Annotated in this window: 14 protein-coding genes; 5 read left to right on the top strand and 9 right to left on the bottom strand. The window is 69.9% G+C overall.

Annotated features, from left to right (window positions below; all coding sequences use genetic code 11):
• Nucleotides 1–48: 48 nt before the first annotated feature.
• A complete protein-coding gene (locus tag J7E89_RS07670; protein WP_214969924.1) occupies nucleotides 49–3,279 on the bottom strand; it encodes a tetratricopeptide repeat protein in 3,231 nt (1,076 codons plus the stop codon).
• Nucleotides 3,280–3,414: 135 nt separating this feature from the next.
• On the opposite strand from J7E89_RS07670, the gene J7E89_RS07665 reads away from it, so the two are divergent.
• Nucleotides 3,415–4,761 (top strand): recombinase family protein, encoded by a 1,347-nt coding sequence (locus J7E89_RS07665; RefSeq protein WP_214969921.1) that lies wholly within the window; start codon nucleotides 3,415–3,417, stop codon nucleotides 4,759–4,761.
• 47 nt (nucleotides 4,762–4,808) lie between these two features.
• Nucleotides 4,809–6,833 carry a thioredoxin domain-containing protein gene (locus tag J7E89_RS07660; RefSeq protein WP_214969919.1) on the top strand — a complete coding sequence of 675 codons (2,025 nt, stop codon included), beginning with the start codon at nucleotides 4,809–4,811 and terminating at the stop codon, nucleotides 6,831–6,833.
• A 236-nt stretch (nucleotides 6,834–7,069) separates the two neighbouring features.
• On the opposite strand, the gene J7E89_RS07655 is transcribed toward J7E89_RS07660, so the two are convergent.
• Both J7E89_RS07655 and J7E89_RS07650 read right to left on the bottom strand, forming a co-directional pair.
• Nucleotides 7,070–8,284, bottom strand: a complete 1,215-nt coding sequence (locus J7E89_RS07655; protein WP_214969917.1) for a glycosyltransferase family 2 protein — start codon at nucleotides 8,282–8,284, stop codon at nucleotides 7,070–7,072.
• A complete protein-coding gene (locus tag J7E89_RS07650) occupies nucleotides 8,281–9,495 on the bottom strand; it encodes a glycosyltransferase (protein WP_251060220.1) in 1,215 nt (404 codons plus the stop codon). The genes J7E89_RS07655 and J7E89_RS07650 overlap by 4 nt, the downstream gene beginning before the upstream one ends.
• Nucleotides 9,496–9,946: 451 nt before the next feature.
• On the opposite strand from J7E89_RS07650, the gene J7E89_RS07645 reads away from it, so the two are divergent.
• Both J7E89_RS07645 and J7E89_RS07640 read left to right on the top strand, forming a co-directional pair.
• Complete coding sequence (locus J7E89_RS07645) at nucleotides 9,947–11,398, top strand: glycosyltransferase family 39 protein (protein ID WP_308315375.1); 1,452 nt, start codon at nucleotides 9,947–9,949, stop codon at nucleotides 11,396–11,398.
• On the top strand, nucleotides 11,395–13,836 hold the full coding sequence (locus tag J7E89_RS07640) for a galactose oxidase early set domain-containing protein (RefSeq protein WP_214969910.1): 2,442 nt from the start codon (nucleotides 11,395–11,397) through the stop codon (nucleotides 13,834–13,836). The genes J7E89_RS07645 and J7E89_RS07640 overlap by 4 nt, the downstream gene beginning before the upstream one ends.
• A gap of 61 nt (nucleotides 13,837–13,897) precedes the next feature.
• Here J7E89_RS07640 and J7E89_RS07635 read toward each other — a convergent pair whose 3' ends face one another.
• Nucleotides 13,898–14,536 (bottom strand): TetR/AcrR family transcriptional regulator, encoded by a 639-nt coding sequence (locus tag J7E89_RS07635; protein WP_374196797.1) that lies wholly within the window; start codon nucleotides 14,534–14,536, stop codon nucleotides 13,898–13,900.
• An 85-nt stretch (nucleotides 14,537–14,621) separates the two neighbouring features.
• Nucleotides 14,622–15,332 carry a hemolysin III family protein gene (locus tag J7E89_RS07630; RefSeq protein WP_214969905.1) on the bottom strand — a complete coding sequence of 237 codons (711 nt, stop codon included), beginning with the start codon at nucleotides 15,330–15,332 and terminating at the stop codon, nucleotides 14,622–14,624.
• 222 nt (nucleotides 15,333–15,554) lie between these two features.
• Here J7E89_RS07630 and J7E89_RS07625 point away from each other — a divergent pair, with 222 nt between their 5' ends.
• A complete protein-coding gene (locus tag J7E89_RS07625) occupies nucleotides 15,555–17,378 on the top strand; it encodes a phosphoenolpyruvate carboxykinase (GTP) (protein WP_214969902.1) in 1,824 nt (607 codons plus the stop codon).
• Nucleotides 17,379–17,500: 122 nt separating this feature from the next.
• Here the strand turns inward: J7E89_RS07625 and J7E89_RS07620 are convergent, their stop codons facing one another.
• From J7E89_RS07620 to J7E89_RS07605, 4 genes are read right to left on the bottom strand one after another with little or no spacing between them, the layout of a single operon-like run.
• A complete protein-coding gene (locus J7E89_RS07620) occupies nucleotides 17,501–18,094 on the bottom strand; it encodes a hypothetical protein (protein WP_308315374.1) in 594 nt (197 codons plus the stop codon).
• Nucleotides 18,081–19,817, bottom strand: coding sequence for a VWA domain-containing protein (locus J7E89_RS07615; protein WP_214969898.1), 1,737 nt, complete (start codon nucleotides 19,815–19,817; stop codon nucleotides 18,081–18,083). The genes J7E89_RS07620 and J7E89_RS07615 overlap by 14 nt, the downstream gene beginning before the upstream one ends.
• Before the next feature lie 11 nt (nucleotides 19,818–19,828).
• The gene (locus tag J7E89_RS07610) at nucleotides 19,829–21,004 is read right to left on the bottom strand and encodes a toxic anion resistance protein (protein ID WP_214969895.1); all 1,176 of its coding nucleotides are present in this window, start codon (nucleotides 21,002–21,004) and stop codon (nucleotides 19,829–19,831) included.
• Nucleotides 21,001–22,098 (bottom strand): hypothetical protein, encoded by a 1,098-nt coding sequence (locus tag J7E89_RS07605; RefSeq protein WP_374196796.1) that lies wholly within the window; start codon nucleotides 22,096–22,098, stop codon nucleotides 21,001–21,003. Before J7E89_RS07605 ends, J7E89_RS07610 begins: the two co-directional genes overlap by 4 nt.
• Nucleotides 22,099–22,217: the final 119 nt, after the last annotated feature.

The raw sequence follows: 22,217 nt of genomic DNA, 5'->3' as shown, positions 1-22,217 counted from the left end.
CCCCTCCGGCGATTGAGGAGCGGGGTCTGGGGCGGAGCCCCGGTTCGCTCAGCCCCGCGCCACCCCCACCGGCACCCCCATCACCTCCCGCGCATGCCGATTCGGCACCATGCCCAGGCGCCACGCCTGCCAGCCCTCCGCCAGGTCCACGCCCCGCTCCAGCACCAGCGCGTACGCCTCCGCGCAGTCCTCCAGCTTGCCGTCGCGTGTCGGATGGGGGTCCCGGAGCAGCTGGGAGAGCTCTTCCTGGGCCACCGCCGTGCCGATCTCCGAGCCCCCCGGTGAACCGAACGGCAGCAGCGTGCAGCGCAGGAAGCGGGCCCAGTCCGCGCCTCGATGGTCGCCGTACGAATCGAACAATCGCACCGCCTCGTCGCACAGCTCCAGCGCCTGCGCCGGACGGTTGTTGCCCGCGTCGACGATGGCCAGCTCCAGGCACGTCCACGCCTCGCCGTGCGCGACGCCGATGCGGTGGAAGTCCGCCCGCGCGTCGACCAGGAGCTGGCGCGCGAAGCCGGAATTGCGCAGGTTGCCGGTCTGCGCCGCGCGCTGGTCGCGCGTGACGCGGCCCGAGTGGTGACGGGCGCAGGCCAGCCCGTACACATCCCGCATCCGCGAGAACATCCCCCGCGCCCGCTCCAGCTCACGCACCGCCTGATCGGCGTCGCCGCACTCCTCCAGGGCCTGCCCGAGGTAGTAGAGGGTCCAGGCCTCGCCCCGCGCGTCCTCCGCCTCGCGGTGCCTCGACAGTGCCTGGCGGAGCTGGTCGACGGCCGGGGACGGGTCGCCGTCCACCAGACGCGCACGGGCCAGCTGCGTCAGCGCCCACGCCTCGCCGCGGCCGTCGCGCGTGCGCCCGTACAGATCCAGCGCCTCGCGCAGCTGTCCCTCGGCCCGCGGTACGTCGCCCATGCGCAGGAACACCTGGCCGAGCTGGAAATGCGCCCACGCCTGCCCGTGCAGGCTCTCGCTCTCCCGGTGGAGGACGAGGGCGGTGTCGAGGTGGCTGACGGCGTCGGCGAGATTCGCCCGGTCGCGCACCACCGCGGCCAGCGCGTGCAGCGTCCACGCGCGGTCGGCGGCCAGAGTGTCCGACGCCTGGAGCGCGAGTGCCTCGCCCAGTTTCGCCGCGGCTTCCGTCAGGTTGCCCTGGTGATGGAGCGTGATGCCGAGCGAGCACAGCGCACGGGCGGCGCCCGCCTCGTTCTGGGCCTCGAAGTAGAGATCCACCACCGAGGAGAGGGTCGTACGGGCCTTGTCGAGCTCCCCGAGCTGGCGGGCCGCGATGCCCGTACGCCACTGCACGGACCGGCCCAGCAGGCCCTGGTCGACGGCCTGCGTCAGCTCGCTGATCTCGCCCAGGCGGTAGAGGTCACCGCGCAGCAGGCAGTAGTCGCACAGCGCGCCGAGGAGGTTCAGTACGGCCTGCTGGTCGACCCCCTCCGCCTGGCGCAGAGCCGCCGTGATGAAGCTCGACTCGTCGTCCAGCCAGCGCAGGGCGGCGTCGAGCGAAGTGAAGCCGTGGGCCCCGAAGTGGTCGGCGCGGGTCGACGTCTTGCCGTCCACCAGGCGGATCACCGAGTCGGCCAGTTCGCCGTAATTGCGGATCAGGCGCTCCTGCGCCGCCGCCCGGTCCGCCGGCTCCTCCTCGTCGAGCAGCCGCGCCTGCGCGAACGCCCGTACGAGATCGTGCAGGCGGTAGCGACTGCCCCGCACGTGGTCGATGAGCCCGGCCCGCGACAGCTCCGCCAGCAGCCGCTGCGCCTCGTGCTCGTCGGTGGCCAGCAGCGCCGCGGCCGCCGCCGCGCCCAGGCTCGCCCGGCCCGCGAGCGCGAGCCGGCGCAGCAGGCGGCGGGCGGCGTCCGGCTGGTCGGTGTAGCGCAGCCACAGCGCGCGCTCCACCGGGTCGACCGGACCGTACGCGGCAAGATCCGCCGCCAGCGCACGCGGCGTACGCGCGCCCAGCGAGGAACCCGCGACGCGCAGGGCCAGCGGCAGCCCGCCGCACAGCTCGGCGATCCCGTCCGCCGCCTGGGCGTCGTACGGACCCTCCTTCTCCTCCGCCACCTCCCGCAGCAACTCCTCCGCGCCTACGGAATCCAGCGCCTCCACCGGCAACTGGTGCACCCACGCCGGGATGTCGGCGGGCAGATCGAGCGGCTCGCGGGCCGTCACGAGCACCAGGCTGTCCGAGCGCTCGGGCACGAGTGTGCGCACCTGCGCCGCGTCCGACGCGTCGTCGAGCACCACCGTCACCGGCAGCCCCGTCAGATGCTGGTGGTACAGCTCGGTCAGCCTGCGCAACTGCTGCTCCTGCGAGGACCGCTCCCGGAAGAGCAGCTGCTCCCGCGGCGCGCCGAGCCGGTTGAGCAGATGCAGCAGGGCCTCCCGCGTCGACAGCGGCGACTCGCCCGCCGTGTCGCCGCGCAGATCCACCACACACGCGCCCCGGAACTGGTCCCTGAGGTGATGCGCCGCCCGCACCGCCAGCGTCGTACGCCCCGAACCGGGCGCCCCGTGCAGCACCACGACCGTCGGCCGCGTCTCGGTGCTCGCCCGCGCCGCGTGCACCCACTGCGCGATCTGCCCCATCGCCGCCCGCCGCCCCGCGAACGGCCCGTCGGGCTCGGGCAGATGCCCGAAGGACTGCTCCAGTACGGACCGTCTGCGCGCCGCCTGGCTGCGATCGGCGCCGCGCAACTGCCCGGCGACGGCGGCCTTCGTCGCCGTACCCGCACCCGTACGCCCACGGGTCGCGGCCAGCAGGACGTGCTGCTGGTCCAGGAACGGACGTATCCCCCGCACCTCCAGCGCCGTCAGCCACTGCAGCCTCAGCTGCTCGGGCCCGCCGGGCTGCGCCAGCGCGCCGGCCCGCTGGTGCGCGGCGGGCCAGTGCGAGGCGGTGACCTTGACGACGGTGGCGGCGGCCCCGGCGACCGCGACGACGGTGCCGGCGGCGAGCGCGGTGCCGGCGCCCGTACCGAACGCCAGATCCGCACCGAAGGCGGCCAGAGCGGCAACGGCCGCGACCAGCACGGGCGTTGAGAGATCCGCACTGCTGAATCGATCCGCCAGCGACCGCTGCCCGGCCTGCGCCTCGTCCAGCGCCTTGACGTACGCGGCGTACTCCTCGCCCGCGCCGGCCGCCATCGTCTCCAGCGCGGCCCGCCCGCGCACCAGCAGTGCGTTGGCATCGATCCGTCCGCCCGACCGCCGCGCCTGTTCCTCGACGGCCCGTACCAACAGCCGCTCGGCTTCCGCCCGGTGGCTGTCCCGCATGTGCGTCCCCCTCCGAGAGCAACGATTGCGGGACAAGTGTCCTGCTTGACGCGCGTCAGCGCGAGAGTGACCTGCTCCCGGATCGCACGTTGAAGTGGTTGTCGGACGAGCACTCGATTACTGAATGAGGTCGTCATGCATGTCATGGACAACGCGCCGGAGTCCGCAGGACGGGGGCTGATCCCAATCGCCTCCTACGCCCGTACGTCCGAGGACTTCCGCAAGCGCGATGCCCACGGGGTAAACAACCAGCACCGGATCAACGAGCGGTCGGCCCGTGAACAGGGCTGCGTCATCGTCGCCACGTACACCGACAACGGACGCGGTGCCTCCAAGTCGGGCTCCGAACGGCCGGGCTTCGACCAACTGCTCTCGGACCTCAAGAGAGGGGCCGTCTACGACGGTAAGCCGCTTCGAGGCGTCGTCGCTGTGGCGGACGATCGCCTCTACCGCAGAGCGGAGGACTTCGCACGCTTCATCGAGGCGCTAACTTGCCAGCCGGGGCGTGTCCATGTGGACCAGAACGGGATCCGCGATCCCTATTCGAAGGAAGGTCTGCTAAAGGCCGTGCTTTCGCTCGAAGTGGCTACCGCGGAGACCGAGATCCGTGGCCAACGGGTACGGAACTGGCACTGGTCTCGAGCGGTTGACGGGGTGCCACACAGCGGGCCGCGGCCCTTCGGCTGGCAGGAGGACAGAATCGCGCTCCACCCCGTGGAGGCGGAGCTGGTGCGCAAGGCAGTCGAGGATCGCATCGCCGGCAAACCGGTCCGTGCCATCGCGATCGAGTGGTGCGGGCTGGGCGTCAGAGGGACCCGCGGCGGCGTCCCTAACCCACAAACCGTCACCCAGGTCATGACGGCACCACGGGTCTGCGGCTATAGGGCCAACCGTGGCGCTCTGCTGCTCGATCCTGACACCGGGTTGCCTGTGTTGGGCCAGTGGCAAGCCATCGTGACCCCCGAGCAGTGGCAGGCAGTCTGCACCACGTTCGCAGCCGGCAGCCTCTACATGCATCGGGGCAGTGGTGCGCCGAGACTAACCGGGCGAAAGGCCGGACCGCGGTATCTGGCCAGTGCGTTCCTCCGTTGCGGTGCGGAGTTTGGACCTGGGGGTATCTGCAATCACAGGATGGGCGGATGTAAGCGCAGCAACAGCAAGAAAAGCCCGTACGTATACCTGTGTAGTGGCGGCGGTACCCGGGGCTGCGGCCGTTGTGCCATCAGCGGCCCGCTCGTGGACGACGCGATCGAGAAGCTTCTCTTCCCTGAAGGAGGGGAAGGGCCGGTGCGACTTCCGGAGTCGATCCGGGAACGCTGGATGTCGGGTGCGATGGACTTCGATGAGCGACGGAAGGTGATTGCTTCGGTCTTCAAATGCTTCGTGATCCGACCGGGTGTGAAAGGAAACCGGCCATGGGACTACTCGCGCGTAACGCCGGTCTGGAAGTGGGCGGACCGAGTGCCCGTGCACGCCGCCTGAGGGCGGGGTTGTGGGGCTGATCCGACACCGTGAGGCAGGATGGGAGTATGCCGAATCGCCTGGCTCATGAGACGTCTCCGTACCTGCTCCAGCACGCTGACAACCCGGTCAACTGGTGGCCGTGGTCGCCCGAGGCCTTCGAGGAGGCGCGGGCCCTCGGGGTGCCGATTCTGCTCAGTGTTGGGTACAGCAGTTGCCATTGGTGCCATGTTTTGGCAACCGAAAGTTTCGAAGATGAACAAACCGCGGCCTTCATGAACGACCACTTCGTCAACGTCAAGGTCGACCGCGAGGAGCGGCCGGACGTCGACGCCGTGTACATGGAGGCCGTGCAGGCCGCCACCGGGCAGGGCGGCTGGCCCATGACCGTCTTTCTCACCGCCGACGCCGCGCCCTTCTACTTCGGTACGTACTTCCCGCCCGAGCCCCGGCACGGCATGCCCTCCTTCCGCCAGGTGCTGGAAGGTGTCAGCGCCGCCTGGACCGGCCGCCGGGAGGAAGTCACCGAGGTCGCCGGGAAGATCGTCCGGGATCTGGGTGAGCGCTCGCTCTCGTACGGGGCGCCTGAGCTGCCGGGGGAGGAAGAGCTGGCGCAGGCGCTGCTCGCGTTGACGCGCGATTACGACGCCACGCGCGCCGGATTCGGTGGAGCGCCGAAGTTCCCGCCGTCCATGGTGTTGGAGTTCCTGCTGCGGCATTACGCGCGTACCGGGTCCGAGGGGGCCCTGCAAATGGCCTCGGACACCTGTGAAGCGATGGCGCGCGGCGGAATTTACGACCAGCTCGCCGGTGGGTTCGCGCGCTATTCGGTGGACCGCGAATGGGTCGTACCGCACTTCGAGAAGATGTTGTACGACAATGCGCTGCTGTGCCGGGTGTACGCCCATCTGTGGCGGGCCACCGGATCGGAGCTGGCGCGGCGGGTGGCGCTGGAGACCGCGGACTTCCTGGTGAGCGAACTCCGTACGCAGGAGGGCGGATTCGCGTCTGCGCTCGATGCGGACAGTGACGACGGCACCGGCAGGCATGTCGAGGGCGCGTACTACGTATGGACGCCGGAGCAGCTCCGTGAGGTGCTCGGGGAGCAGGACGCGGAATTCGCCGCCGGGCTTTTCGGTGTGACGGAGGAGGGGACGTTCGAGGAAGGGGCGTCCGTTCTTCAGCTCCCGGTGGGCGAGGGCGTGGCTGACGCGGCGCGGGTCGCCGATGTCCGGGCCCGGCTGCTCGCCGCGCGCGGTGGGCGGGAGCGGCCGGGGCGGGACGACAAGATCGTGGCCGCCTGGAACGGGCTCGCGATCGCCGCGCTGGCCGAGACCGGGGCGTACTTCGACCGGCCGGACCTTGTGGAGCAGGCGACCGGGGCCGCCGATCTGCTGGTGCGGGTGCACATGGACGAAGGGGCGCGGCTCGCTCGTACGTCAAAGGACGGGAAGGCCGGGGCGAACGCGGGCGTGCTGGAGGACTACGCCAATGTGGCGGAAGGATTCCTCGCGCTGGCGGCGGTGACGGGCGAAGGCGTGTGGCTGGAGTTCTCGGGGTTCCTGCTGGACATCGTGCTCGACCAGTTCGTGGGCGAGGGCGGGACGCTGTACGACACGGCTCACGACGCCGAGAAGTTGATCCGGCGGCCCCAGGACCCGACGGACAACGCGACGCCTTCGGGATGGACGGCTGCGGCGGGTGCGTTGCTTTCGTACGCCGCGCACACGGGGTCGGAGCCGCACCGGAGTGCGGCGGAGGGGGCGTTGGGTGTCGTGAAGGCGCTCGGGCCGCGTGCGCCGCGTTTCATCGGGTGGGGTCTCGCGGTCGCCGAGGCGGCGCTGGACGGGCCGCGCGAGGTGGCGGTGGTGGGCCCGGCCGACGATCCGCTGACGAAGGAACTGCACCGGGTGGCGCTGCTGAGCGGGGCGCCGGGGGCGGTGGTCGCGGTGGGCGAGGTGGGGAGTGAGGAGTTTCCGCTGCTGGCGGATCGGGGGGCGGGGGCGTATGTGTGCCGGCACTTCGTGTGCGATGCGCCGACGCTGGAACCGCTGGTTCTGCGGGAACGGCTCGGTGGGTCCGGCCACCACTAGCCCCTGGCCTGGGCGGGGTCGGCCCCGGCTGCCCCCGCCGCCGCCCGCTGCGCGGGGCCTTCCCCTACCCGCCCCTTCCCGAAGCTGGGGCAAGCCCCCAGCCCCCAGACAACACAGACGCCCTGCGGGCGTGTCCTCAAACGCCGGACGGGCTGAGTTTTGCGGCCAGGGCCGCAAAACTCAGCCTCTGCCGGGCACTATCCAGCCCGTCCAGCGTTTGAGACGGCCGCCGCGCCTCAGCCGCCCGTCGGGTCCGGGAGCGGGGTCTCTGCCGGCACCGGGGCCGGGACCGGGGCCGGAACCAGGTTCCGGCGGCCCCGTGTCCGGCGGTAGAGCCAGCGGTCCACCAGCAGGAAGCGGCCCGCGAAGACCACCACCATGCTGATCGCCGTCGCCGGGACAGGGGCAAGACCGCCCCAGGCCATGATCAGCGCGGCCAGCGGCAGCCGGGCGATGAGGTCCGCGTTGCCCACCGCCGCGAAGGTGAGCAGACGTACCGATCTCCGGTGGTGGCCGCGTCGCAGGCGGTACAGGAGCGAGTCGACCAGGACGAAGTTCCAGAGGAGCCCGGCCTGGTTGGCGATGATCTCGGCGGGGGCGTAGTGCATGCCCCCCGGCCCGTTGAGCAGCCACAGCAGCGCCAGGTTCGGCACGAACCCGGACAGGCCGATCAGGCCGAAGACCGCCACCCGCGCCCGGGGATCCGACGTACGCAGCGTCACCAGGTGGCGCAGGAAGCGCATGCCCTCCCTCACCGTCGACTTCGACTCGCCCGCGTGACGTTCTCCGAAGGAGTACGGGACTTCGGCGATCCCGGCCGGCCGGCACCGTACCGTCAGCTCCAGAAGGATCTTGTAGCCGAGTGGCTGGAGACCGTCCTCCCCGGTGGCTGCCCGGCCCACCGCCTCCCGGCGGATCGCGAAGAAGCCGCTCATCGGGTCGCTCAGGCCGCGCAGCGCCCGCGGGAAGAGGGACTTCGTGACGATCGTGGACGCGCCGGACACCAGCATCCGGTAGCCGCCCGCGAGCCCGGACCGGCTGCCGCCCGCCGCGTACCGGCTGGCGACGACGAGCTCCGCGCCCGTCGACCTGCCGCGTGCGACCAGCTCGGGCACGAGCTCCGGCGGGTGCTGGAGGTCGGCGTCGATGACGACGATCCAGGGGGCGGTGGAGCGGGCGATGCCCTCGACGACCGCGCCGCCGAGGCCACCCGTCGCCACGGCCCTGTGGTGCAGGACGACGGGGAGCGGGCTTGAGCCGGCCGCCTCCTCGATGACCTCGCAGGTGTGGTCCGTCGAGTCGTCGGCGAAGATCACCTCAGCGGTGAGGCCGGCCGAGGCGACCGCCGCACTGATCCGGTGCAGCAACTCCCGGATGTTGTCCGCCTCATTGAAGGTGGGTACGACGATGGAAACGTCCAGCGCGCTCAGCTTCAGCCGTTCCGCCGTCACCTTGCCTCCTGCTGGGGCTCCAGGTGAGCGCCTATGTGGGAGGTCAGTTCCCAGTCCCTGCGCCCGGTGTATTCGCGCCAGACGGCGCGCAGCGCGGCCGCGGCGAGTACGACGGCGTACACCGGGCCTCCGATCGTCAGCTTCACGTACTGCCAGGGGCCTATCCGGAAGCCGTACTCGCGGCCGAAGTCGTGCAGTGCGACGGCCTCGAAAACCATCATCGCGGCCATCGGGACCATCGGCAGCCAGGCGACGAGCGCGATGGGCAGGGACACGCCGCCGACCCAGGCCAGCAGCAGGCCCAGCGGGATCATGATGCCGGTGGCGGCCTGGAGGAAGGGCGTGGACAGGGTGTAGCGGGCGAGGAGGCGCTGGCGCCAGCCGGGAAGCCTTCGCCACTCGCCCTTGCGCAGGACCTGCAGGAAGCCCTGGTTCCAGCGGGTGCGCTGCTTGTAGAGCGCGATGAGTGTGTCGGGTGTTTCCTCGCGGGTGACGAGCGCGGCGTGGTACGCCACGACGACCTTGGCGCCGCCCGACGAGAGGCGTACGCCCAGGTCGCAGTCCTCGGCGAGGCAGTCGCCGTCCCAGCCGCCGGTCTCGCGCAGCAGCGCGGCCCGGACGAAGACGGTGTTGCCGCCGAGCGGGATGAAGCCCTTGCGGGCGTGCAGGTGCAGGCGGCTGCGGAACCAGAAGAAGTACTCCAGGCAATTGCGCAGGCTGTACCAGCTGGTGTCGAAGTTGACGAGCTGTACGCCGCCCTGCACGACGTCCGCGTCGTCGCGGCGGAAGGCGAAGTCGACGTGGCTGAGCAGCTCGGGGTGGACGATGTCCTCCGCGTCGAATACGCCGATCACGTCCCCGCGCGCGTACGGCAGCGCGGTGTTGAGGGCGCGCGGCTTGTTCTTGGCCTCGTGGTGGTCCACGACCGTCTGGATCATGTGCGGGTGTTCGGCGGCCAGTTGGTGCGCGATGGCCGCGGTGCCCGGGTCGTCGTGGCCGACGATCAGCACGATCTCGAAGGCGGGATGGTCGATCTTCAGCATGTTCTCGACCGTGTGCCGCAGCACGGTCTCCTCGTGCCGGGCCGGCACGAGCAGCGAGAAGGACACGCCGTGGTGTCCGTCGGGTTCGGCGAAGGCGGTCGCTTCCAGCGTCTCGGGCGTGCGCCAGGCGTGGACCATCCACCAGAGCGTGACGCCGGCGGTGGCCATGAGTATGAGTGAGTCCAATAAAAGGACAGCGGAGACCATGAATTCCCCCCTAGGTCTTCCTTGGTGTTCCGTTCCGTTTTTCTCTCCCCGTCCGGGAAGCTAGCAGGTCATTGTTTTGTGCGGCAACGACGCATCCACAACACACCGCCGCCACAAGCGGAATGTCAGATTCTTCTTATGTGGCGTGCCCGGTGTGTGCCATGCTGCTGCGGCATGCCCGGGTCCGGGGGGTCGGATTCCGGGAGCTGCAGGCCAGGGGGGTCTTCAGGGTGGGGGGATCTGCATGAGCAATGCTGTGCTGCGCGCCGGTACGCAGAACGATCAGAAGAGTCCGGAATTACGACCTCGTCACGCCGCGTCCACATCTCGTAAAGCCCCGGAATCACCGGACAGGCCGACGTTTCTCAGAGATTTCATCTGGGTGGCCCCGCTATTGATTCTGATCGTTTCGGTGCGTGCGTGGAACATTGGCAATTTCCCGTTCCCCAATGACGACGAGGGCACTTATCTCGCCCAGGCGTGGGCGGTGCAGAACGGCGACCTCGCCCACTACACCTACTGGTACGACCATCCGCCGTTCGGCTGGATACAGCTCGCGGGCCTCTCCTGGCTGCCCGCCTGGCTCTTCCCCGAGCTGCCGACGTTCGTCCAGGGCCGCATCGCCATGCTGCCCGTCGTCGCCGCCGGCGCCGCACTCGTCTTCGTCGTGGGCCGCCGCATCGGCCTCGGCCGCCCCGCCGCCGCGTTCGCCATGCTGCTGTACGGGCTCTCGCCGCTCGCCGTGACCCTGCACCGGCAGATATACCTCGACAACTTCGCCGTCGTCTGGGCGCTGGCCGCCTTCGCGCTCGCCCTCTCCCCGCGCCGGCATCTGTGGCACCACATCGGCGCGGGCAGCGCCTTCGCCCTCGCGATCCTCTCCAAGGAGACGATCGCGGTCCTGCTGCCCGTCGTCCTGGTGACACTGTGGCACGGCAGCCACCCCAGGACGCGGAAGTTCTCCTTCGCGGGCTTCGGCTCGGGGCTCGTCCTCACCGGCCTCTTCTATCCGCTGTACGCGACGCTCAAGGGCGAGCTCGTGCCGGGCGCCGGCCACGTCTCGCTCATCGGCACACTCAAGTTCCAGCTCGGCGGTCGCGAAGGCAGCGGCTCCGTCTTCGAGGACGGCACCGACGCCAATACCCTGATCCTGGACTGGTTCTCGCGCGACCCCTATCTGCTGGCCGCCGGCTGCGCGGCCGCGGTGATCGGCCTCGCCGTACGCCGCCTGCGGCCCGTCGCCCTCGCCGTCCTCGTGCTGGCGCTGGTCGCGCTGCGCCCCGGCGGCTACCTGCCGCAGATGTACGTCGCCCAGCTGCTGCCGTTCCTCGCGCTCACCGTGACCGGGCTGGGGTGCGCGGTGATCGCCCTGGTCCCGTCCCGCCACCGCGCGCTGCGCCCGGCGGCGGTCACCGCCCTCCTGGCCGTCGCCGCCGTATTCGTGGCCCCGCACTGGTACCGCGAGGACCGCGACACCGTGCTCGGCGACGACAACGGCGTCTACCACGCGGCCGCCCGGTGGCTGCGCGAGGCGCCGGTCGCGGACCGCGAACGTACACGCGTCGTCACCGACGGCGTGCTGTGGCTGGACGCCGTCGAGGCCGGATACCGGCCGGGCACCGGTGCCATCTGGCACTACAAGCTCGACCAGGACCCCGCGGTCGCCAAGACGCTGCCGCGCGGCTGGAAGGACATCGACTACGTCGTGTCCACGCCCGCACTGCGCGGTGAACAGCACAATCTGCCCACGTTGCGCGACCTGTTCACACACAGCGAGCCGGTCGCCAGCTTCGGCGAGGGGGACGGCCGGATCGACATTCTCCAGGTCGACGGGTCCAAGAGGCTCCAGAAGGGGGAGGGATGACCCCGTACAGACGAGATACGACAAGACCCCGGCGCGGCAGGACGCGCCTGTTCCTCACCGCGTTCGCGCTGCTCGCCGCAGGCTTCGGGCTCGCGCCGCTCGACGCCACGCCCGCCAGCGCCGCACCCAACCTGATATCCAATCCCGGTCTCGAAACGCTCGACGCACAGGGCGAGTTCCCCGAGTGCTTCGAGAAGTCCGGGTGGGGCGACAACGACTTCACCTACACGGTTACGGACGACGCACACGCCGGAGCCCGTGCCCTGCGCATCGACCTCACCCGCCGCACCGACGGCGACCGCAAGGCGATGATGCTGGAGAACGAGTGCGCGCCCAAGGTCACCGAGGGCCATCAGTACGACCTGTCCCTCTGGTACAAGTCGACGTCGCCCGACGTGGCCATGACGCTCTTCCGGCACGACAAGACCGCGGGCTGGGTCTTCTGGGCCGACCTCAACACCCTGCCGCAGAGCGGGACGTACGCCCGTACCGAGGTACGCACACCCGTCGTTCCCGCGAACACCGATCAGATCACCTGGGGCGCGGCCCTCTACGGCGTCGGCTCGCTCACCACCGACGACTACGCGATGACCGACGCGACCGTCGTGCCCGAGCCGCCCGTCGACCCCTGCGAGGGCAAGGGCCCGGAGTGCAAGGGCGAGTGGACCGTGCAGACCGCGCCTTCGCCGGTGCGCGCCATCCACTCCGTACTTCTGCACACGGGCAAGGTGCTGCTGATCGCCGGATCGGGGAACGACCGTGACGCATTCGCCGCCGGTACCTTCAAGTCGTCCGTCTTCGACCCGGTGACCGGCAAGTACACGGACATCCCGACGCCCGAGGACTTCTTCTGCGCCGGACACGTCCAGCTCCCGGACGGGCGTGTGCTGGTGGTCGGCGGAAACAAGGACTACGCGTCGGCGGACGGGACGGTCGGCTACAAGGGGCTGAAGACCAGTTACGTCTTCGAACCCAAGCTCAACAAGTACGTCAAGGTCAACGACATGCTCGCGGGGCACTGGTACCCGTCCGCGACCGCGATGGGCAACGGTGACGTCGTCTCGCTCGGCGGGCTCGGCGAGGACGCCGCCGGGACGGTCGTCAACGAGCACTTCAGTTTCGCCCAGAACAAGTGGCTCCCGATGGGCGAGGCCAAGCAGGCCTGGTCGTTCTGGGGCCTGTACCCGGCGATGATCCTGCTCCAGGACGGCCGCCTGTTCTACAGCGGCAGTCACACCTTCGGGATCGGCCTGCCCGGCACCGGGGCATCCGTCTACGACTACGAGAAGGGCACCATCACCGACGTACCCGGGCTGAGGAAGAAGGACGAGCGCGACCAGTCCGCGTCGCTGCTGCTGCCACCCGCCCAGGACCAGAAGGTACTCACGGCCGGCGGCGGCAATCACACCGTCTCGCCGGACGCGCACCGCCTGGTCGACCTGATCGACATGAAGGCCGCTTCGCCGGAGTACGTCGCCGGGCCCGACCTGCCGCAGGGCAAGTACAAGGACGGCACCTTCCAGAAGGGCGCCGAGGGCAAGGTCTACCTGTCCGCGGTGATCCTGCCGGACGGCAAGGTCCTGGAGACGGGCGGCGCGCTGCACACGTACCGCGAGGACCCGGTCTTCGAGGCGTCGATGTACGACCCTGCGACGAACAAGTTCGAGCCGGGCCTCGCCGCCGATCCGGTGCCGCGTACGTACCACTCCTCATCCACGCTGCTGCCCGACGGCCGGGTGCTGAGCGTCGGCGACAACCCGGGTGACGGGTCGTTCGAGCAGCGCGTGTCCATCTACAAGCCGCCGTACTTCTTCAAGGGCGCCCGCCCGAAGATCACTTCGGTGGCTTCGCAGAACTGGGCGTACGGCTCGGCGCAGCGCATCACGGTCGACAAGCCCGTGGTGAAGGCGTCCCTGATCCGCCCGGCTGCCGTCACCCACTCGTCCGATCCGAACCAGCGCCTCGTAGACCTGCCGATGACGGTCGACGGAAACACCATCGACCTCTCCCTCACCAGCAACCCCAATCTGGCGCCGCCCGGCTGGTACATGCTGTCGGTCGTCGACGCGAAGGGCGTGCCGTCGGTGTCGAAGTGGGTGCGGATCGGCCCGCAGGGGCAGGTCGCGGCGGAGCGCGTGCAGAGTTACGCCGATGAACTGGCGGCCCCGCACCCGCCCGGCCACCAGGGCAAGGGCAACGGCAAGAGCAAGAGCGTAAAGATGCCCGAGGGGTACGACGGCTGCGACCACGCGTACGGCAAGGTCAGCACCTGCGTGCCGTGGAAGTTCCCGAAGAAGGTGCCGGCGGCCGACCGGTGCGAGTGGCTGAAGTCCAAGGGGTACGGCGTGCTGGACGTGCGGCGCGACCGGCACCGCCTGGACCGTAACAAGGACGGCAAGGCCTGCGGGAAGGGAGACTTCCGCGAGCGCCGGTCCTGACAGACCCCGGTGGCCCGGACCTCAGGTGGTCCGGGCCACCGGCTTGTCCGCGGTCATGGCGTCACAGCCGGAAGCCGTCGTTGAGGGTGTCCAGGGTGCGGTCGACGAGGGCGACCAGGTCGTCCTGTCTGCCGTGCTCCGCCCAGTACACGGTGGTTTCCACCAGCGCGGCGACGAAGCTCATTGAGACGACCCGCACTTCCAGTTCGTCCGCGCCGCGCCCCGTCCGCTCGGCCACGGCCTCGCACAGCATGCGGCCGGTCACGGACATGCTCTCCATCATGCGGGCGCGTACGGCGGGTACTTCGGTCAGCAGCTTCGAACGCAGCAGCATCTCCTCGGGCTCATGGGTGAGGGAGTGCCGCAGGGCCTGGGTCACCACGGTCCGCAGGGACTCGACGAGCGGCTCGTCGGCCGGGCGGGCGCGCAGAGCCGATTCCATCAGCGCGTCGTACTCGTCGGTGATGACGATGTCTTCCTTGGCCGGGAAGTAACGGAAGACGGTCGACGGCGAGACCTCGGCGGCCTCGGCGATCTGCTCGACGGTGGTGGCTTCGTACCCCTGCTCGGCGATCAGCCGGTAGGTCGCCGTGCGGATCGCGTTCCGTGTCTTGAGCTTCTTGCGCTCGCGCAGGCCCGGGCGGCGGGGCGGTGCGGCGTCGGCGAGTGGATGTGGAATGTCGGCGGCCATGCCCGCCATTGTCGGGCATCGGCCGGTCGTGGCACGGCACGACAAGTGGCCGTGGCTTCGAAGCCACGGCCACTGCGGGAAGGGGAGCGGGCGGTCAGGCCGAGTACGCCACCAGGGAAATACCGACGTAGTGCGCGATGAAGGCGGCCAGCGTCAGCGAGTGGAACACCTCGTGGAACCCGAACCACCGCGGTGACGGGTTGGGGCGCTTGAGGCCGTAGATCACGCCGCCGGCGCTGTAGAGCAGCCCGCCGACGATCACCAGGACCAGTACGGCGATGCCGCCCGCCCGCATGAAGTCGGGGAGGAAGAAGACCGCCGCCCAGCCCATCGCGATGTAGCAGGGGGTGTACAGCCAGCGCGGGGCGCCGACCCAGAACACCCGGAAGGCGATCCCCGCCAGTGCCGCCGCCCATACCGCCCACAGCAGCGTGCGGCCGGTGGAGGCGGGCAGCAGGAGCACGGTGAGAGGGGTGTAGGTGCCCGCGATGATCAGGAAGATGTTGGCGTGGTCGAGTCTGCGCAGGATGGCTTCGCCGCGCGGACCCCACGTGCCGCGGTGGTAGATCGCGCTGATGCCGAAGAGCAGGCACGCCGTCAGGATGTAGATGCCGCAGGCCACCCGGGCGCGGGTGGAGTCGGCGAGGGTGATGAGCACCAGGCCGGCGACGACCACGGCCGGAAACATTCCGGCGTGCAGCCAGCCGCGCAGTTTCGGTTTGACCGGGCTCGGGAGCTCGATCTCGACGGCCCCCTTGCCGGGGCCGTCTGGGTTCGGCAGCTGATCGGACTCGGCGAAGGTCATGCGGAATATCCTACCTACGCCACCGTAGGTTACGACCAGGTAGGGGTGAAATGAGTGGTGATGCTCACGTGAGGGGCCCCCTGGACATATGGGCGCGCGGCGCGGATGATCAGATGAGTGCGGTCGGCACCGGATGAGCGCCAAGGATTCAATGCCGTAAAGCATCCGGGTCGCAGCCCCCACGGGGCATACATCTACAAACACCCTCACTTAGGAGCAATCGTGGCGCGCGACAACGCGGCTCCCACCACCCTTCCGACGAACCACCAGGAGCTGATCTCCTGGGTCGACGAGATCGCAGCCCTCACCGAGCCGGACCAGGTCGTCTGGTGCGACGGCTCGGAGGCCGAGTACCAGCGGCTGGCTGATGAACTCGTCGCCAAGGGCACGTTCAAGAAGCTGGACCCCGTCAAGCGCCCGAACTCCTACTACGCCGCCTCCGACCCCAGCGACGTCGCCCGCGTGGAGGACCGCACCTTCATCTGCTCCGAGAAGGAAGAGGACGCGGGCCCGACGAACCACTGGAAGGCTCCCGCCGAGATGCGAGAGATCTTCGCGGGTGAGAAGAGTGTCTTCCGCGGGTCGATGCGTGGCCGCACCATGTACGTCGTCCCGTTCTGCATGGGCCCGGTCGGCTCGCCGCTCTCCGCCATCGGCGTCGAGATCACCGACTCGGCGTACGTCGCCGTCTCGATGCGCACCATGACCCGGATGGGCCAGGCCGTCCTCGACGAACTCGGCACCGACGGCTTCTTCGTCAAGGCCGTCCACACCCTCGGCGCACCGCTCGCCGAGGGCGAGGCCGATGTCCCGTGGCCGTGCAACTCCACGAAGTACATCTCGCACTTCCCCGAGGACCGCGAGATCTGGTCCTACGGCTCGGGTTACGGCGGCAACGCCCTGCTCGGCAAGAAGTGCTACGCCCTGCGCATCGCGTCCGTCATGGCGCGCGACGAGGGCTGGCTGGCCGAGCACATGCTGATCCTCAAGCTCACCCCGCCGAAGGGCGCATCGAAGTACGTCGCCGCCGCCTTCCCGTCCGCCTGCGGCAAGACCAACCTCGCCATGCTGGAGCCCACGATCTCCGGCTGGACCGTCGAGACCATCGGCGACGACATCGCCTGGATGCGGTTCGGCGAGGACGGCCAGCTGTACGCGATCAACCCCGAGGCCGGCTTCTTCGGTGTCGCGCCCGGCACCGGTGAGCACACCAACGCCAACGCCATGAAGACCATGTGGGGCAACTCCGTCTTCACGAACGTCGCGCTCACGGACGACGGCGACGTGTGGTGGGAGGGCATGACCGAGGAGGCGCCCGCGCACCTCACGGACTGGAAGGGCAACGACTGGACCCCCGAGTCCGGCACCCCCGCAGCCCACCCCAACGCCCGCTTCACCGTCCCGGCCGGGCAGTGCCCGATCATCGCGCCCGAGTGGGAGGACCCCAAGGGCGTACCGATCTCCGCGATCCTCTTCGGCGGCCGCCGCGCCACTGCCGTTCCGCTGGTGACCGAGTCCTTCAACTGGCAGCACGGCGTCTTCCTCGGCGCGAACGTCGCCTCCGAGAAGACCGCCGCCGCCGAGGGCAAGGTCGGCGAGCTGCGCCGCGACCCGTTCGCCATGCTGCCGTTCTGCGGCTACAACATGGGCGACTACATGGGCCACTGGGTCAAGGTGGGTGCCGACAAGGACCAGTCCAAGCTCCCGACGATCTACTACGTCAACTGGTTCCGCAAGAACGACGCGGGCAAGTTCGTGTGGCCGGGCTTCGGCGAGAACAGCCGCGTCCTGAAGTGGATCGTCGAGCGTCTTGAGGGCAAGGCCGAGGGTGTCGAGACCCCCATCGGCATCCTGCCGGCCAAGGGCTCCCTGGACACCGAGGGCCTGGACCTCTCCGAGGAGGAGCTGGACTTCCTGCTCACGGTCGACAAGGAGGTCTGGCGCGAGGAGGCCGCCCTGGTCCCCGAGCACCTCAACACCTTCGGCGACCACACGCCGAAGGAGCTGTGGGACGAGTACCGCGCACTCGTCGAGCGCCTGGGCTGATCGAGCTCCGCTGATCTCCGCGGCCGGGCCTTCCTGACATCCGCCCTGACCTGTGGGGTCACCGGCCCGCCGCGGCACAGCCCCCGAAGCCCCCTCACGGCTTCGGGGGCTGGTCTTTTCCCTCAGGGGCTGTTTCTGCCCTCCAAGTAGTGGGTGTGCGACTGCTGGCGGCGGGCCTCCGATTCGCGGAGGGCCGCCGCCAGTGCTTCGGCCTCCGTGTGGAGGAGGGACAGCTGCCGCTCCAGGTGCCGCTCCGGCGGCTCGGTGCCGGGTGCGAGCCGCGTCCACCAGCGCGTACGGGCGTACGTGTCCACCGACTCCGGGATGTCCTGGCGCACGGCCCGCGACAGCGTGTGGAACGCCTCCGGATCCGTGGTCCAGTCGTCCTGGGCGAGCAGGGCCGCCAGCAACTCGGACAGTTCGGTGAGGCGGCCGGCGGCCGCCGGGGGCAGATCGACCGACTTCAGGTAGTCCCGCAGGGTCGTGAAGTCGGCGCGCAGTACGTCGAGTTGCTCGGCCGGGTCGGGGAAGTCCGGGGCGGCGGGCCGTTCGGGCGGGGCGATGAGCGCGCCCGCGCCGTACAGGCCCGCGACGACGACCGGCCAGTACGCGCCCGCGAGCCCGGTGAAGGTGAGGGCAAGGCCGACGATGCCGCATGCGCTGCCGGTGAGGTTCTTGCGGGACTCCAGGTACCTCAGGGCTTTATTGGTAGCCACGGATCTCCTCGAATGCCCCGTCCAGTGAATCCTTCGTCGCGTCGAAGAGCCGCCCGCCGGTGAGTTCGGCGATGTGCTCCAGCTCGGAGCGGTCCGAGTCGCCGAACACGATGGGGAAGACGGGAGTGGAGTCCCGGTCCTTCGGCAGGCCGGCGTAGAAGGCGTCGAAGTCGGAGGCGTCGTCGCCGGCGGTGTTCTCGCCGTCGGTCATCAGCACGACGGAGGTGAACGCGTCGTCGCCCTTACGCTCGCCGAGGTGCTCGTACGCCTCTCGCAGACTGCTGTAGATCGCCGTGTCGCCGGACGCGGACAGTGACTTGGCGTCGGCGCGGATGGCGTCGAGGCCGGAGCGTGGATCGGCCGGATCGACGGTGTGCGTACGGACCTGCTTCACGTCCGACCCGAACGGCATCAGCGTGACCTCCTCCCGGTCCCGGAAGTCCCCCGTCAGCTCGGCGAGTGCGTCCTTCAGCCGGTCGAGGCGCTCACCCTTCATCGACCCCGACGTGTCGAGTACGTACACCGTGCGCGACGGGCGGCGCAGCTCGTTCTCGTACGAGGAGAGGAGCCCGTCGGCGACGGACCGGCTGCCGGGGAAGGGCAGTTCGCGGCGCGCGTCGGTTGCGAGGGGTGAGGCGGGGCGTACCGAGGTGACGACGGGCCGGCGGAAGGTGCGCTCGGTCAGCGCGCGCTGGGCGTCCGGTCCGCGGAGGTATTCGGTCAGGGCCCGTACGTCGTCGCGGGCGCCGGCGGGGGCGGAGGTGAGGAGGGTCAGCGGGTAGTCGGCGGTGACGACGCCGTCTTTGGGGCGGATCACGGTGAGTCCGCTACGGCTGCCGCTGTCGCGGTTCATGGAGTGCAGTACGGACTCGTAGTTGATCAGCGCGTCGACGGTGCCGCGCCGGGTGTACGCCGACGCGAGCCAGCCGGAGGACCCCGAGGTGAGCTGCTGTCCCGCGAAGAACTCCTTGAGCTTGGGCGAGGCGGTGCGTACGTCGGCGTCGGTGAGGGCGGACTGGGCGCCGGACAGGGCCGATGCGACGGAAATCAGAGCGGCGAAGCCGGAGTTGGAGCGGGTGGGGTCGGTCATGCCGTACGTCAGTTTCCCGTCGGCCACTGCTCGGTGGACCTGGGCCCAGGTCACGTCCTGCGGCTTCCCCCAGCCGAGCCGGCGGACCGTGTCCTCCTTGACGCCGATCGCCACGGGGGACGTCATGACCGAGGTCTCGGAGGTGATCTTGCGGGCGGCGCCGGGGCGCAGGCGGAGGTAGTCGTTGGAGGCCAGCCAGACGGCGTCGTACGCGCCGTCCGCCTTGCCGGATGCGACCTGTTCCACGGCGTCGCGGGTGCCGGCCCAGGTGGGGGTGACGGTGATGCCGGTGGCTTTGCGGGCGGCTTCCAGTACGGGCGCCATGTCGGCGAGTTCGCTGGAGGCGAGGATGCGTACGGTGCCCTTTTGGTACTTCTGGGGCCCCTGCTCCGGGGCCTGGTCGCCACCGCTGCAAGCGGCGCTCCCGAGGAGCAGCACCGCGAGGGCCAGGGCGGTGGCGCCCTGCGGGGCCTTTCCCCTGCCCGCCCCTTCCCGGCTGTGACATTTACGGCCCCGCCGTGTGGGGGCTCCGCCCCAGACCCCGCTCCTCAAACGCCGGAGGGGCTGAAAGTGCGGCCGAATCACGCCCGTCCGGCGCTTGAGGACACGCCCGGAGGGCGTCCGGGGGAACATCCAGAGGTGCCTCACAGCAGACCGTCCCCCTCCAGCGCCGCCGCCGTCCGCGTTCGCTGCAAATAGCCGCTCGCCAGCGCCAGCTCCCCCGCCAGCGACTCCACCGTCGCCGCCATCGACTCCGTCGCCCGGACCTTGTACGTATCGATCGCGTCCAGCGTCCGGTAGATCGACTGGAACGCCGCGCGCAGCGTCTCCGCGCCCACCGCCGCGATGCGCTGGATCTCGCCGCTCTGGGTGGCGAGCATCTCCGCGTTGCCGCGGATCAGCTCCTCCGTGGTACCCCGCAGCGCGTTGACCTGCTCCGTCACCTTGCGCTGGTTTTCGAGGGCAGATGCCAGCATGACCGCGATCCGCAGCGCCGTCACCGTCGTTGTCGCGGCCCGGTCGACGCCCTTGATGAGTTCCTCATTGTTTCGGCGTACGACGTCCATCGCGAGGTACCCCTGAGCGCACACCGCCAGCTGCGTCAACAGATCCTGGTGCTTCTGGCGCACCGGGAACAGGACGTCCGCCCGCAGCGCGTCCGCCTGCGCCGGGTCGCTCGCCTCGACGGCCGTGAGGCGCTGCTCGATGGCCGCGTCGAGGGCCTCCGTCAGGACGGCGTACTCCTGGAGCTTGCCCATGGTCTCCCACAGGCGCGTGCGCTCCGTGTGCAGTGCCGCGTTGTCGCGGCGCAGTTCGTCCTGGCCGCCGCGCAGCGAGCCGACGATCTTGTTCAGGGTGCCCTGCGCGGAGGCGTACTTCGCGACGTGGGCGCGCAGCCGGTTCCCGCCGGGCAGCTTCGCGAGCAGCCGGCGCGCACCGCGACCCGGCGTGTCGCGCGGGTCCAGGTCCTCGACCGTACGGCGGAGTTCGACGAGTGACGCGCCGACGCGCGACTGCGCGTCCTCGCCGCCCCCGGTCGACAGCGCCCGTACCGTCCGGTCCAGCATCCGGTTGGACTGCTGGGCCGCGCCCCGGATCTCGCCCGAGCCGAGGCCGGCGATCTCGCCGATGCGGGTGGCGAATTCGGGGGAGCGGGCGTCGAGTTGGGCGAGCGTACCGACGTATTCGGCGGCCCGGCGGGCCATTTCCTCCCGTACGGAGTCGTCGACCGGGACCAGACCGGCGGCCTGTTCCTTGCGGACTGCGGCGACGGGCTCGGGCGGCGTAAGGACGAGTGGCGTTTCCGCGGATCCGGTCATGGGGTCCCCTGTTCCTGTCCGGCGGCCCGGGTCGCCATCGCGTGCAGCCACTTCGAGGTGGGCGCGGGCGCCTGCCGGACTCCGGTCAGCTTCCGGTTGAGGTAGGCGGTGTGGGCGCCGGTCGCGGCGGTGAACTCCGCCGGCGCGCCCTGCGGGCGAAAGCCGTGCCGTACGGCCAGCTCGCGCAGCCGCTTGTCGGTGGCGAGCAGTTCCCCGACCGCGCGTCCCTGCTGGGTCAGCGGTACGAGCGTGTGGTCGCTGGAGACGGTCGTGTCCGGGTAGAGGACGACCAGGTCGTCACCCACGTCCTGGCCTTGCAGGAGCAGCGAGGCCACCTGTGACTCGTACACGAGCACCAGCGGATTGCCGACACCGCTGATGAAGTCCCTGAAGGGTGCGTCGCTGCTGGTCTGCTGTGCTCCCTGCAGGGAGATCAGCTTCTTCAGCAGCGGCGCCGTACGGTCCACGGCCGCCTGGTCCGCCGCCACCTTTCCGCCCTCGGCGACGTACGAGGCCGCCGCGAGGTAGAGCGCGCCGGAGTTCGACGCCACCGGGTCGGTGCTGCTGACGAAGAGCGTGCCGGTCAGCTTGCTGTGCCGGGACGCCCCCTTGAGCTGCTGCCACGTCCGATCGCGCTTCGCGGCGTCGAGGTACGGGTCCATCAGCAGCGTCCCGGTGTGCTTGCCGGTCAGCCGGGCGAGGCCGTTGTCCGCCAGGACGCGCGCGGCGCCGCTGTGGGCGACGACGACGAGCGGCGAGTAGAAGGGCCGCAGCGGGCCGCCCGTTACGGACGACTTGCGGCGCAGTTCGTCGGCCGGTGCCTTGCTGCCGGGGAAGGCGAAGTCATAACCCCTGAGCGGGAGTTCTTCCATCGCCCAGGAGCCCGACGTCTCCGTCTTCACGGTGTAGCCCTTGGCAGCGAGGGCCTTCTCCACTTTGGGATCGGCGAAGAACTCCGCCTTCTCCGATCCGATCACGCCACGCACGGTCTTCGTTGCCGTGCCCTTGCCCTGGCTTTCCCTGCCCGCGACGACGGCTGCTGCTACTCCGCCGATCAGCAGGACTGCCAGGACGATTCCGAGGATTCGTCTCACGGGTGCAGCGTGCTCGCGGAACTCCACATTCCAGGCGGAGTTGGGTGAACGGACGGTGTACGTACCATCCCAGTACGCAACCGGAATGACGGACCGTCAACCATAAAGTGGCACCCGGC

Source organism: Streptomyces sp. ISL-100 (genome assembly GCF_018614615.1).
Taxonomy (GTDB): domain Bacteria; phylum Actinomycetota; class Actinomycetes; order Streptomycetales; family Streptomycetaceae; genus Streptomyces.
This window is presented reverse-complemented; position numbering and strand designations above follow the sequence as displayed.